Here is a 13,740-nt window from a genome sequence, read left to right as displayed (position 1 = left end):
GGTGCCGTGACCACTGCCCAACCCGAGGCCCGGCTCCTCGTCGTCGAGGACGAGCCCAACATCCGTGAGCTCCTCGCCACCTCCCTGCGGTTCGCGGGATTCGAGGTGCACGTCGCCGCCGACGGCGCGACCGCCCTCCACCTGGCCACCGCCCACGAGCCGGACCTCGTCGTCCTCGACGTGATGCTGCCCGACATGGACGGCTTCACCGTGACCCGCAAGCTGCGCGACACCGGGCGCCAGCTGCCGATCGTGTTCGTGACCGCGCGTGACTCGGTGGACGACAAGATCAAGGGCCTGACGGTCGGCGGTGACGACTACGTCACCAAGCCGTTCAGCCTCGAGGAGGTCGTCGCGCGGATCCGCGCCGTCCTGCGCCGCACCAGGGGCGAGGTCGACGACGCCAGCTCGCTGCGGTTCGAGGACCTCGAGCTCGACGAGGACTCCCACGAGGTGAGCCGCGGCGGCCGCTCCATCGACGTGTCCCCCACCGAGTTCAAGCTCCTGCGCTACCTCATGCTCAACCCGAACCGCGTGCTGTCGAAGAGCCAGATCCTCGACCACGTGTGGGACTACGACTTCCGCGGCGAGAGTGGCATCGTCGAGTCCTACATCTCCTACCTGCGGCGCAAGATCGACCTCGACGGGGTGCCGCCGCTGATCCACACCAAGCGCGGCGTCGGCTACGTGCTGCGCAAGCCACCGGAGGCGTAGATGTCGGCTCCCCCGAGCCCCGCACCCGCGGAGACGCCTCCCGCCCCCGCGCCGGCGCCCAGTGGCCGCGCCCGGGTGGCCGCGGGCCGGGCCAAGGAACAGCTGGAGCTGCTCCCGTTGCGGGTCCGCCTCGTCGCCGTGATGCTCGTCCTCCTGCTGGTGGCCCTCACCCTCACGGCCGCGGCCACCGCTGCGCTGATGCGCCGTGACCTGATGGGCCGCGTCGACGGCGACCTGCAGCGCGCCTACCCGACGGTGGCTCAACAGGCGCTCAACACGTTGCGCGCGCCCACCCGCAACCGCCTGCCGAGCGGGTATGCCGTGGTCTTCTACCCCACGGATGGCACCCCCGCCGTCGAGATCGACCCGACCGGCGCCAGCGCCCGCCCCGGGGTCCCCGACAAGCTGCCGCTCACCGACGCCCGCGTCGACTCCCCTGAGGCCTTCACCATCGGCACGAAGGACGGATCAGGACAGTGGCGGGCCGTGGCGGGTCGGTTGCGAGACGACTCCGCGACGTTCATCGTGGCCGTGCCGCTGTCGAGCGTCAGCCACACCGTGCGTCGCCTGGTCCTCGTCGAGCTGCTCATCGGCCTCGCCGTCCTCGCCGCCTGCGCGATCGGCGGGTGGTATGCCGTGCAGCGCGCCTTCCGCCCGCTGCGCGAGATCGAGGACACCGCCGCGGCCATCGCCGACGGCGACCTCGGCCGCCGCATCCCGACCCGCACGGCCAAGGACGAGGTCACCTCCCTGGCGCGGTCGCTCAACGTGATGCTCGCCCAGATCGAGCAGTCGTTCGCCGCCCGCGAGGCCTCGGAGGAGCGGATGCGCCAGTTCGTCGCCGACGCCTCCCACGAGCTGCGCACCCCCCTGGCCGCCGTGCGTGGATACGCCGAGCTCTACCGCCAAGGGGCCGTGCGCGAGCCGACGGACGTGGCGAGCGCGATGACCCGCATCGAGGGTGAGGCGACCCGGATGGGGGGCCTGGTCGAGGACCTGCTCATGTTGGCGCGACTCGATGACCAGCGGCCGATGCGCTTCGCACCCGTCGACCTGACTGTGCTCGCCGCCGACGCGGCGCAGGACGCCCGCGCCATCGACCCCACCCGGCAGATCACCGTGTCGGGCCTGACCGGCCCGCTCGGGCCCACCGTGGCCCCCGGTGACGACGCCAGGCTTCGACAGCTGCTCTCCAACCTCCTGTCCAACGCCCTCAACCACACGCCTGCCGGCTCACCTCTCGAAATCGCTGTCGGCACAAGGGAATCCGATCAGCACGTCGTCATCGAGGTGCGCGACCACGGCCCAGGGGTGGACCCGGACAAGGCCCGCAAGGTGTTCGAGCGGTTCTACCGCGCCGACCCGTCCCGGGTCCGTGGCGCCGGTGGTGGGAACGGGCTCGGGCTGGCCATCGCGGCGGCGGTCGTCAACGCCCACCGGGGCCGGATCGGGGTCTCCCAGACGGCCGGCGGAGGCGCGACCTTCATCGTCGAGCTGCCCACAGACAACTCTCAGGTAGCGCCCAGCACCCCTTGACGTTGGTTCGGTTGACTGACGTCACCAAGCCACACCAAGGAGCGCACCACCATGACCCAGATCCACCCGGACACCCGACCGGAAGCCACCGGTGCCAGCGGTCAGCCTCAGCCTCCTGTGACGCCTCCCGCTGCGGCCCCCGACCCGTGGTCGCAGCAGGGTGAGCCCACGACCCCGGTCTGGTTCGGCCAGACCCAAGAGACCACGCGAGACCACGCAGCCTTCGGGCTGCCCGCGGCAGGTGCCCCCACGGCATACCCGCCGCCCACCACTCCTCCGGCTGGGCCGCCCCCTTCCTTTCCCACTCGGGACGGGGCAGAGCCTGCCCAGCCGGGCAAACGGCGCCGACTGACGGAACTCACCGCCGTCGCGGCGCTCGCCGCCCTCCTCGCGAGCGGCGGCACCTACGCCGCGGTCCAGCTGGATGACAGTTCGCAGGCCTCCTCCCCTGCGAGCACGTCATCCCTGGGCCGCGGCGCGGACACCGGACCGGTGGTCCAGGCCGACGCCACGAACCCGAACTGGACGGCCACCGCAGCCGCAGTGGCGCCCAGCGTCGTGTCGATCACCGTGAAGTCCGGCCAGAGCGAGGCGCAGGGCTCCGGCGTGATCATCGATGCCAAGGGCCACGTGCTCACCAACAACCACGTGGTGAGCGGCGTCGGCTCCGGCACAGCCATCACGGTGACCCTCAACGACGGTCGCACCTACAAGGCCACCGTCGCCGGCACCGACCCGAGCACCGACCTCGCCGTCATCACCTTGTCGAACGCCCCGAGCGACCTCAAGGCGATCGCGATCGGCAACTCCGACGACCTGAAGGTGGGCGACCCGGTGATGGCGATCGGCAACCCCCTGGGACTGGCCGGCACCGTCACGACCGGCATCGTCAGCGCGCTCAACCGCCCGGTGACCACCGCCGCCGAGGACGACAGCCAGCCGCAGGACCAGAACCCGTTCGGCCAGGGGCTCCCTGGTCTGCCGCAACAGCCTTCGACCGGCAGCGACGGCAACGACGTGGTGACCAACGCGATCCAGACGTCGGCCGCGATCAACCCCGGCAACTCCGGTGGGGCGCTCGTCAACGCCTCCGGTCAGCTGGTCGGCATCAACTCGTCGATCGCGAGTCTCGGCTCGTCCAGCGGCGGCCAGAGCGGCAGCATCGGCATCGGGTTCGCGATCCCGGCCAACGAGGCCAAGAGCATCGCCTCGCAGCTGATCTCGTCGGGCAAGGCCGAGCACGCCTTCCTCGGGGTCAGCCTCGGTGACGGCACGGCGTCCGACGGCACCAGCCAGCGGGCCGGCGCGGAGATCACCCAGATCTCGGCCAACACCCCGGCCGCGAACGCGGGTCTGCAGAAGGGCGACGTCGTGGTCGCGGTCGACGGCGAGCGGGTCGACTCGGCCCTGTCGCTGGTGGCCAACATCCGCGAACGTGCCGTCGGCGACAAGGTCACCCTGCGTGTCCTGCGGGACGGCAAGCAGGTCGACCTGACCGCCACCCTGGTCGCCAAGGCCGCTGCGACCAGCTGACCCCCAAGCCGGTCGGCGCCTCCGGGCGCCGACCACCAGTCGCCAGTCGGGCCGACCTCGCCCCGACCGGTGACCCGGCCGCTGATCGTGCGGACAGCGGACCGAATGCCGGGCCGGGCCCTCGTCTCCTTTCCGAGGGCCCGGCCCGGCTCCGCTGTGTCGTGGGTCCTTGGGTGCTCCGACGACCCTGACCCATCGGACCAGTCGAAGTCCGATAACCATTCGACGTGGTGCCCGCGCGGTGGCAAGGTGGACCCTTGTGTCTGCTACCGCCCCCACTCCGGAACTGAAGCGAGAGCAGGACTACCTGGGCGCCGCCCGGGAGGCGCTGGCCGCGATGCGGGAGCAGACCCTCTCGCTCAAGGTCCAGGCCCACGACCCGATCTCCGCGGAGCACCTCGCCCGCACCCTCCACCTGCGGGCCGCCTCCCTCCAGGACGACCCCTCGACCACCCTCTTCTTCGGGCGGATCGACACCGACACGGACGAGCGCTGGTACATCGGTCGACGCCACGTCGCCGACACCGCCGGCGACCCGCTCGTCATCGACTGGCGGGCGGGCATGTCGACCGCCTTCTACCGGGCCTCGCGCACCGAGCCGATGGGCGTGGTCCTGCGGCGACGGTTCGGGCTCGACCGTGGCGCGATCACCGCCTACGAGGACGAGCACCTCCAGGACCGCGCCGAGCACGACGTCCGCAGCCAGATCCTCGCCGAGGAGATCGAGCGCCCGCGCGTGGGGCCGATGCGCGACATCGTGGCCACCATCCAGCCCGAGCAGGACGAGATCGTCCGGGCCGGCGCCGAGCAGACCATCTGCGTCCAGGGCGCCCCGGGCACGGGCAAGACCGCCGTCGGCCTGCACCGAGCGGCCTGGCTGCTCTATGCGTTCCGTGACCGGCTGGCCCGCTCCGGCGTCCTCGTCATCGGACCCAACCGCGCCTTCCTCGAGCACATCGGCGCGGTGCTGCCGGCCCTCGGCGAGGTCGCCGTCGGCCACACCACCATCGAGGAGCTGGTCGCCTCCGTTCCGGTCCGGGGGACCGACCCCACCGAGACCGCGGTCCTCAAGGGCGACGCACGGCTCGCCGAGGTGCTCCGGTATGCCGTGTGGTCGGCCGTGCAGCCTGCGACCGAGCCGCTCGTGGTGCCGCGCGGCGTGCGCAAGTGGCGGGTGCCGGCATACGAGGTCAACGAGATCCTCGACGAGCTGCGGTCCCGCGGCGTGCGCTACGACGCGGCCCGGCAGATGCTCCCGCAGCGGCTCGCCCACGCGGTCCTGTTGAAGATGGAGGGATCCGGCGACTCCCCCGACGACCGCGTGCAGGACCAGGTCGCGCGCTCCGCGGTGGTGAAGAAGTACGTCACCACGCTCTGGCCGGCGCTCGACGCCAAGGCTGTGCTCTTCTCCCTCCTGTCGGACCCCGCCGAGCTGGAGCGCCACTCGTCGGACCTGCTGAGCGACGACGAGCGGCGGATCCTGGTGTGGGACAACCCACCTCGCACCCAGGGATCCGCCAAGTGGTCGCGGGCCGACACCGTGCTGCTGGACGAGCTCGGCGACCACATCGCCCGCACCCCCTCCCTCGGTCACGTCGTGCTCGACGAGGCGCAGGACCTCTCCCCCATGCAGCTGCGCGCCGTGGGTCGGCGCTGTTCCACCGGCGCGGCAACAGTCCTCGGCGACATCGCCCAGGGCACCACGCCGTGGGCGACCGACTCGTGGGAGTCGTCCCTGCACCACCTGGGCAAGCCCGGCAGCCACGTCGAGGTGCTCGACCGGGGCTTCCGCGTGCCCGCCAGTGTCATCGAGTACGCCGCCCAGCTGCTCCCCCACATGGCGCCCGGGCTCGGCACCCCGGTCTCGGTGCGCGACAACCCCGGCCGGCTCGACCTCGTGGCGACCGACGCCGCCACCCTGCACGACCAGGTCGCCCGGGTAGTCGCTGCGGAGCTCGCGGAGCCGGGCTCGATCGGGGTCATCGCACCCGATGCCATGGTCGAGGCCCTGTCAGCCTCGTTGCAGCGCAACGGGATCGACCACGGCGTGCTCGGCCAGGACCACGGCGACATCGACCACCAGGTCGACGTGGTCCCGGCGACGGTGGCCAAGGGACTGGAGTTCGACCGGGTCGTCGTGGTCGAGCCGGCCGCCATCGCCGCGGCCGAGCCCGACGAGCGCACCGGCCTCCGACGCCTCTATGTCGTGCTCACGCGAGCGGTCTCGGCCCTCACCGTCGTGCACGCCGAATCGCTACCCGCCCAGCTGGGTCCCGCCTGACGGCCGCGATCTCTGCCAGAATCGCGCTCGTGCCGGCACTGATCACGTGGTGGACGCTCGACGTCGCCGAGCTCGCCCCCGGAGCGCACTCCGACGCCGTCCGGGCCGTCGGGGAGGACCTCCTGCGTCGGCTGGGCGAGGAGCACCGCCGCTACCACACGGCCCGACACGTGGTGGAGATGTTCTGGGCTCTCGAAGACCTCGAGGAAGCGGGGGTGGTGTCCGCGCGGCAGACCGCCCTAGCCCGCATCGCGGCGTGGTTCCACGACGCCGTCTACGACACCACGAGCTCGGGTGGGGAGAACGAGATCATGAGCGCCGACCTCGCCGTGCGCGACCTCTCGGCGCTGGGCTTCCCGGGCGAGGACGTGGAGACGGTGCGCGACCTGGTGCTGTCGACCCACGACCACGAGCTCACTGGCACGCCCCTGGCCGGCGCCTTCCACGACTCCGACCTGTGGATCCTCAGCGCACCGCCCGGGCGGTACGACGAGTACACCGCTCAGGTGCGCGAGGAGTATGCCGCCGTGCCCGACGACGTGTTCCGCGCGGCGCGGGCCTCGATCCTGCGTCCGTTCCTCGACCGCGAGACGATCTACGCCACCGAGTTCGCCCGGGAGTCGTGGGAGGACGCGGCCCGCGTCAACCTTGCCGCCGAGCTCGGGCTGCTCACCGGCTGAGCCCTCAGTCCCCTTCGGCCATCGCCGCGGCGACCAGGGGCCACCAGAACCGGCTGCCGGCCAGGGCCTCGAACTCCTCGGCGCTCACCCACCTCGGGTCGACCGCGTCGGGCTCGGACGCCACGAGCTCCGGTCCCGCCACCGGGAGCATGGCGCGGAAGACCTGCATCGACCCTCCGCCCTCGGGCCAGAGACCGTGCCGCGACCGGGGCGTGTAGACCTCGTGACCGAACACCCGCACGGCACCCGGCTCCAGCCGCAGACCGGTCTCCTCCCAGACCTCGCGCAGGGCGCACTCGAGCACCGACTCCCCGGGCTCGCGCCAGCCGCCCGGGATGCTCCACTCGCGGCGCCGCGGGCTGTAGGCCACGGCATACCGGCCGGTCGCATCCGTCACCACCATGGTGGCCACGAACACGCTCTCCTCGTCGACCGGTTCGTCCGACAGCCACAGCTCGACGTCGGCCGCGGAGCCATCGGCGAAGGTCGCCCCCGGGACGGAGGCGACCAGGCGGCTCACCGGGCCACCCGGTCGAGGTGGTCGACGAGGGGCCACCAGTGCCGACCCGACAGCTCGGCGGTCGCGTCCGACCAGCCGCGCCAGGTGCCGACTGAAGCGTCGTCGGACTCGAGGATGCGGTCCGCGAAGACGGCGAAGCAGGCCTTCGGCGTCGGCCACGGGTAGCCGTCGTCGGGCGTCGGCACCGTGTTGCGGACGTAGCCCACCAGGTGCGGCGCCAGCGCGGCCGGGCTGCCCAGCAGCTCGCGGACCAGCTCGCCCACGGCCTCGGGCACGGAGCCGTCACCGACCCGTCGCGAGGGGAGGTCGGCACCACCGTCGGGGCGCTCCACGACGAGGAGGTCGGGTCCGCGCAGCAGCACAAGGCGCACCACCACCGTGTTGGCCGGCGCATCGTCCTGGCGCGATGCGATCACGTCGGCCCGGGAACCCGGCGGCAGCCACGGTGCGTCGGGGACAGCCCGGACGACCCGCTCGTGCCGACGCTTCTGGATGCGCAGGCCGCTGCGCTGGAGGATCCGCACGACCTCACGGCCGTCCACCGGCGTGGCGCCCGCAGCGACCAGCGCGGCGTACCACTCCTCGGGCACGTCGTAGTGGTCGCCTTCGAAGCCACGGGCCGGAATCCCTTGTGCCGCAGCGAAGACGTGCAGCTCGTCGTAGGACGTGTCACTGACGAGGTGTGACCACAGCCGGCCATGGGCGGGCCACGCCGGCGGGTCGATCCAGATGGTCACCCGCCTGACGCTACCCGTCCCGGAGGGAGCCTGTGGACAACCGGGCGGGCCGGCCGCGCGCCGCCCCTAGCCTCGCCACAGGCGGAGGCCACGGGGGCGCCGCACTCGTCAGGAGGACAACCATGTCGGCACAGTTCACGGTGGACACCGAGCGCATCCAGGCCGCCTCGGGCGACATCGCCCGCATCTCGACCGAGATCGACGGCCAGGTCACGGCGATGATGGCCCGCCTGACCGGGCTGCAGGGAGCCTGGACCGGCTCGGCCTCGGCGCGGTTCCAGTCGCTCGTCTCCGAGTGGCAGGGCACCCAGAAGCAGGTGCGCACGTCGCTCGACTCGATCGGCTCCGTGTTGGCAGCGGCCGGCGCGCACTACGCCGAGACCGAGGCCCAGACCCTGCGCATGTTCAGCTGACCGGACGCCCCCGATCCCGGAGTCTTTGATGGATCGTCCACACCAGGGTGTGGTCAACCCATCAAAGACCCGGGGTCGGGAGCCGTCGGAGGTATGCCGGGTGGCCGGCTACTCGGTCGTGATGGCCTTGAGGACGTCGAGCCGGGCGGCCCGTCGCCCGGGCCACAGGGCCGCGAGCACACCCACGATCCCGGCCAGCACCACGAAGATCGCCAGCTGGCCGCCAGGGATCGACAACACGTCGATCCCGTCGTCGGCGAGGCTGCGCTGCAGCGCCCACCCGGCGGCGAGGCCGAGGGCGACCCCGAGCACCGCGCCGAGCAGGGCGATCGCGACCGACTCCAGCCGCAGCATGGTCCGCAGCTGTCGCCGGCTCAGTCCCACCGCCCGGAGCAGCCCGATCTCCCGGGTCCGCTCGATCACCGACAGCGCGAGGGTGTTGATGATGCCGAGGACGGCGATCACCACAGCCAGGCCGAGCAGCGCGTAGATGATGTAGAGCAGCTGGTCGATCGGAGCCCGCTGCTCCGCGGCGAACTCGTCCTGGTTCTTGAGCGTGACCGACGGCAGGTCTGCGATGACCTTCTCGATGCCTGCCTCGACCGCTTTGGGGTCGGCCCCCGGGGACCGCACCACGAAGGCGGCGCTGTCCTGCTGGGGCACCCCCGCAGCGTCGGCGTCGGTCAGCGTGACGATGATCGAGTTGGGCAGGGCCGCGGTGCTCTTGAAGACGCCGACGACCGTGGCCGTCCCCTTGGTGCCCGAGATGTCGGTGTCGACCTTGCTGCCGACCGACACACCCAGCGTGGTGGCGCGGTCGTCCGAGAGCAGGAGGGTGCCCGGCTTCAACGCGGCCAGCGAGCCACTGGTGAAGTCGATCGGCACGGCTTTGCCGAGGGCGACCGGGTCCACAGCGGCTGCGAAGCCCCTGTCGTCGTTGACCGAGACCCCGAGATAGCGCATCGGGCTGACCACCGCGACGCCCGGGACGGCGGCGACGTCACGGGTGACCGTCGTCGAGAACGGCTGGCCGATCGCGTTGGAGACCACGTAGTCGGCGGCGAAGTTCTCGTTGATCGACTTGTCGACGCTGGCCTTCGCGGAGGCGCCGAAGACCGACATCATCGCCACGAGGGTCAGCCCGATCATCAGGGCGGACGCCGTCGCCGCGGTGCGACGAGGGTTGCGGGTCGCGTTCTGCTCAGCCATCAACCCCACCGCGCCGAACAGCCGGCGGTAGGCCAGGCCCAGCAGGTGGATGACCGGCCGGCCCACGACGGGACTCGTGAGGATCGCGGCCATCACCAGGGCGAACACCCCGGAGCCCACCCAGTAGGACGAGTGGTCGATCGGCGTGAAGGCGCCGAGGAAGGTGTTCCAGAGCCCGATGACGAACAGCACCGAGCCGATCCAGATGCGCCGGTGCAGGGTCGCCTCCGGCAGCGCGATGTCGTCGCGCATGGCTGCCACCGGAGGCATCTTGCCTGCGCGGCGAGCGGGCAGGTAGGCGGCCAGCATCGTCACGACCATGCCCACGGCATACGCGATGAGGGCGGTGCTCGGCTGGAAGACGAGCGGCGATCCGCTGAGGTCGAGGCCGAAGCGCGCGAAGAGCGCCTGGATGCCGAGCGCGAGGAGGAACCCCGCGCCCAGGCCGACGGTCGACCCGACCAGCCCGACGACGAAGGCCTCGAACAGCACCGACCTGGTCACCTGTCGCCGCCCCGCGCCGAGGGCTCGCAGCATCGCGAGCTCACGGCTGCGCTGCGCCACGAGGATCGAGAAGGTGTTGATGATGAGGAACGACCCGACGAACAGGGCGATCCCGGCGAAGACGAGCAGGAAGATGTTGATGAAGGAGAGCGCCTGGTTGATGCCGGTCGCCTGCTCCTTGGCCACGGACGCGCCCGTCACGGCCTCGAAACCCTTGGGCAGTGCGGACTGGATGCTGGCTGCGAGGTCCTCAGGACTGGTGCCGTCCTTGGCCGTCACCCAGACGTCCGAGAACTCGTCCTTGCCGCCGTAATAGAGGTCCTGGGCGGTCTTGGTGTCGAAGAAGGCGAGCGTCGCCCCGACCGTCCCGCCCTTGAACTCGGCCAGCCCGACGAGGGTGGCGGTGACCTTCGGCTTCGCACCGCTGGTCACCAGGGTGACGGTGTCGCCCACGACGTAGTCGGCCCGGCGGGCGGTGCCGGTGTCGAGCACCACCTCACCCGACGTGTTCGGCCAGTGCCCTTCGGCGATCGTCGCCGGTGGCTCACCACCGGTGGTCGGGGCGTCGTTCCACGAGAGGCCGAGCCCGGGTGGGCCACCACCGCCGATCAGCTTGCCCTTCTTGGACACGACGAACGTGGTGGCGTCGGTGACGTTGCCGTCGGCGCGGGCCACGTCGGGCAGCCCCGACAGGGTCTGCACGAGGCTTCCCGGCACGGTCTTGGACGTGGGTCCGGAGTCGAAGTCACTGCTCGCGGTGTCGGGCCGGACGACGACCTCGCCCACGGTGTTGACGATGCCGTCGAAGGCCCGGCTCAGGGTGTCGGTGAAGATGAACGACCCCGAGACGAACGAGACCCCGAGGATGATGGCGAAGGCGCTCATGAACAGCCGCAGCTTGCGGCCGAGCAGGCTCTTCCAGCTGGCCCGCAACATGGTCAGGCGCCTGCCGGGTCGGGCTGGATCCGCACGTCGAGGCGCTTCATCCGCTCGAGGATCTTGTCCGCGGTCGGCTCACGCATCTCGTCGACGACGCGGCCGTCCGCGAGGAAGACCACCCGGTCGGTGTGGGCGGCGGCGACCGGGTCGTGGGTGACCATGACGATGGTCTGCCCGAACTCGTCGACGCTGCGCCGCAGGAAGCCGAGCACCTCGGCGCCGGACGTCGAGTCGAGGTTGCCCGTGGGCTCGTCGGCGAAGACGATCTCGGGCTTGCTCACCAGGGCACGCGCGCAGGCGACCCGCTGCTGCTGACCACCCGAGAGCTCGTTCGGTCGGTGGCTGAGCCGGTCGCGCAGCCCGACGGTCTGGATCACGGTGTCGAACCAGGCCGGGTCGGCCTTGCGCCCTGCGATCGCCAGGGGCAGGAGGATGTTCTCCTCCGCGTTGAGGGTCGGGATGAGGTTGAAGGACTGGAAGACGAACCCGATCCGGTCGCGGCGCAGGGTGGTCAGGGCCTTGTCCTTGAGCCGGGTGATGTCGACGTCGCCGATGTAGACCTCACCGCTGGTCACGGCGTCGAGGCCGGCCGCGCAGTGCATCATCGTCGACTTGCCGGACCCGGACGGCCCCATGATCGCGGTGAACTCCCCGCGGGCCAGGTCGACGCTGACCCCGTCGAGGGCGCGGACCTCGGCCTCCCCCTTGCCGTAGACCTTGTGCAGGTTCACGACCCGGGCGGCGGCAGCGCGCGTGGTGGACGCCACGGGGGCGTCGGCGGTCAGGGGTGTCGCAGTCATCTCAGGCTCCCGGCTCATGGTGGATTCCGTTCTCCTCAAAGGTAGGGACGCGGTCACTGCGACGCATTCAGGTTCGACCCTGAGCCCACCCTGAGTGAACCCCCAGTCCGCCTACCGGCTGTCCACCAAACGGTGGACGGCCGGTGAATGTGCCCGCGCTCAGCTGATCGAGACCCGGGCCACCTGGCGCAGCTCGGGGGCGTCGTAGCGGTCGCCCCTGACCTCGCCAGCCTCCCAGCGCATCACCAGGCCGCGTCCGCGCACCTCGAGGGTGGCGAGGTTGTTGTCGAACCACGGTCCCTGGGTCACCGACCACTGGTATGGCGCGCTGGGCACCTTCTCGGTGCGGCCCACGACGAACTGGAGCGGACGGGCCAGACCCTTGCCGAGGACGGCCTGCGCGATGCGGACCTGACGCGGCAGGGGGTTGCGGATGGGTGAGCACACCGCCTGCAGGATCCGGCTGCTGCCGCCGCCGAGCTGGTCGGGGCTGATCTCGGTCACGTAGGAGTTGTGCACGTCGCCCGACAGGAAGGTGATCGTCCCCGGCGCCTTCCCGCGCTCGCCGTGGGCGACCTGCACCACCATGTCGAGCACCGCGGCGAACCCTTCCTGGAAGGCGGCCCAGTGCTCGAGGTCGAGGGCGCGTCGCATCTTCTCGCCCCACTTGGCCACCCGTGGCCCCCAGGCCCCGGTCGCCATCGCCTCGTTGATCGCCTCGAGGTCGTGGATGCCCTGCGCGATGAAGAACGGCAGCGAGGTGCCGATGAACAGGTGGTCCACGTCGCCCCGCAGCTGGCCGTCGAGCCAGGCGAGCTCGTCGTCGTCGAGGATCGAGCGTCGTTCGGGCTGCAGCACCCGCGCCGCGCGCGAGTCCACCACCACGAGCTTGGACTCCCCCAGGTCGCGGGCGTAGCTCCAGCGGTAGGTCTCCGGCTTGGTGTCCACCCGCTCGGCGAGCTCGTCGAGCACCTGGGTCAGGTCGAGCTCGTCGCTCATGCCGGACTCCGCGTGGGCCACGATCTGCCGCCACACCTCGTCGTCGGCCAGCTCCTCCGGCGAGAGGTTGCCGACGTGCTGGTACACCCAGTAGGAGGAGAGCCCCCCGACGATCCGCTCGTGCCACCAGGAGGTCTGGTTCATCTCGCGGTGCCAGCTCTGCGAGGTGTTCCAGTCGTCGCGAATGTCGTGGTCGTCGAAGATCATCGCGCTCGGCAACGTCGAGAGCAGCCAGCGGTTGAGCGGGTCGGTCCACGCCAGCCAGTAGAGGTGGGAGTACTCCACGAAGTCCTTGAGCTCCTCGCCCGGTGGCTCGTCGAGGCTCCGCCGCGAGGCGATGTACTCGCGCATCGGCTCGCTGGTCTCGTCGGCGTACACCTGGTCGCCGAGGAAGCACAGCAGCTGCGGCCAGTCGGCCTCCTGCCGCTCGGGCCGGCTCAGGTGGTGGGCGTAGGCGCGGAGCGCGTCGACGCCGTTGCTCGCGTTCCCGTCGGCGTCGTGCGGCACGCTGGTGCGACAAGAGCCGAAGGCGAGGCGGGTGGGCTCGCTGCGCACCAGGGTCCGGATCCGGCTGGGCGGCAGGTCGGTGCGCTCCGGCTCGGCCTCGGGCCAGACCCGCTCGTCGTCGATCTCGACCTCGTAGTCGCTGGCCGAACCCGGCTCCAGGCCGTCGAGCACGACCAGGGCGTAGTGCCGGTCATGGGCCCCGAAGGTCGGCGCGGCCCACTCGTGGTCGAACGCGCGGACCCGCACCACCGAGGCGTCCCGGGTCTGGACCCAGATCGTCGCCGACCTCTCGCCGATGTAGCGGAGCAGCGGCCCCAGGACGAGGGGACCGGCGGGAGGGTGAGTCGACACGAGGACCGTTCTACACG

General features: G+C 71.3%; 11 protein-coding genes. 6 read left to right on the top strand and 5 right to left on the bottom strand.

All coding sequences use genetic code 11. The features are described 5' to 3' along the window. Positions 1–6 precede the first annotated feature (6 nt). The 5 genes from ASG95_RS03360 (at position 7) to ASG95_RS03340 (ending at position 6,744) form a co-directional block, all read left to right on the top strand. Positions 7–714 carry a response regulator transcription factor gene (locus ASG95_RS03360; RefSeq protein WP_056922204.1) on the top strand — a complete coding sequence of 236 codons (708 nt, stop codon included), beginning with the start codon at positions 7–9 and terminating at the stop codon, positions 712–714. Beyond that, positions 715–2,250 (top strand): cell wall metabolism sensor histidine kinase WalK, encoded by a 1,536-nt coding sequence (locus ASG95_RS03355; protein ID WP_082592296.1) that lies wholly within the window; start codon positions 715–717, stop codon positions 2,248–2,250. It begins immediately after the preceding gene. A gap of 51 nt (positions 2,251–2,301) precedes the next feature. Further along, entirely contained in the window at positions 2,302–3,783 is a 1,482-nt protein-coding gene (locus ASG95_RS03350; RefSeq protein WP_082592295.1) for a S1C family serine protease, read from the top strand. Positions 3,784–4,042: 259 nt separating this feature from the next. Further along, entirely contained in the window at positions 4,043–6,064 is a 2,022-nt protein-coding gene (locus ASG95_RS03345; RefSeq protein WP_057376549.1) for an AAA family ATPase, read from the top strand. A gap of 29 nt (positions 6,065–6,093) precedes the next feature. After that, positions 6,094–6,744 (top strand): hypothetical protein, encoded by a 651-nt coding sequence (locus ASG95_RS03340; RefSeq protein ID WP_056922199.1) that lies wholly within the window; start codon positions 6,094–6,096, stop codon positions 6,742–6,744. Positions 6,745–6,748: 4 nt separating this feature from the next. Here ASG95_RS03340 and ASG95_RS03335 read toward each other — a convergent pair whose 3' ends face one another. Further along, positions 6,749–7,264 carry an NUDIX hydrolase gene (locus ASG95_RS03335; protein WP_056922198.1) on the bottom strand — a complete coding sequence of 172 codons (516 nt, stop codon included), beginning with the start codon at positions 7,262–7,264 and terminating at the stop codon, positions 6,749–6,751. After that, a complete protein-coding gene (locus ASG95_RS21700; RefSeq protein ID WP_157606228.1) occupies positions 7,261–8,001 on the bottom strand; it encodes a DUF4031 domain-containing protein in 741 nt (246 codons plus the stop codon). Before ASG95_RS21700 ends, ASG95_RS03335 begins: the two co-directional genes overlap by 4 nt. A 122-nt stretch (positions 8,002–8,123) precedes the next feature. Here ASG95_RS21700 and ASG95_RS03325 point away from each other — a divergent pair, with 122 nt between their 5' ends. Beyond that, positions 8,124–8,414 carry a WXG100 family type VII secretion target gene (locus tag ASG95_RS03325; protein ID WP_056922197.1) on the top strand — a complete coding sequence of 97 codons (291 nt, stop codon included), beginning with the start codon at positions 8,124–8,126 and terminating at the stop codon, positions 8,412–8,414. 108 nt (positions 8,415–8,522) lie between these two features. Here ASG95_RS03325 and ASG95_RS03320 read toward each other — a convergent pair whose 3' ends face one another. The 3 genes from ASG95_RS03320 to ASG95_RS03310 form a co-directional block, all read right to left on the bottom strand. Then, entirely contained in the window at positions 8,523–11,063 is a 2,541-nt protein-coding gene (locus ASG95_RS03320; protein ID WP_057376548.1) for an ABC transporter permease, read from the bottom strand. A gap of 2 nt (positions 11,064–11,065) precedes the next feature. Further along, positions 11,066–11,866, bottom strand: a complete 801-nt coding sequence (locus ASG95_RS03315) for an ABC transporter ATP-binding protein (protein ID WP_056922195.1) — start codon at positions 11,864–11,866, stop codon at positions 11,066–11,068. Positions 11,867–12,025: 159 nt separating this feature from the next. After that, the gene (locus ASG95_RS03310; protein WP_235543295.1) at positions 12,026–13,723 is read right to left on the bottom strand and encodes an alkaline phosphatase D family protein; all 1,698 of its coding nucleotides are present in this window, start codon (positions 13,721–13,723) and stop codon (positions 12,026–12,028) included. Positions 13,724–13,740: the final 17 nt, after the last annotated feature.

Source organism: Phycicoccus sp. Soil803, from assembly GCF_001429685.1.
In the GTDB taxonomy this organism is placed as follows: Bacteria; Actinomycetota; Actinomycetes; order Actinomycetales; family Dermatophilaceae; genus Pedococcus.
This window is presented reverse-complemented; position numbering and strand designations above follow the sequence as displayed.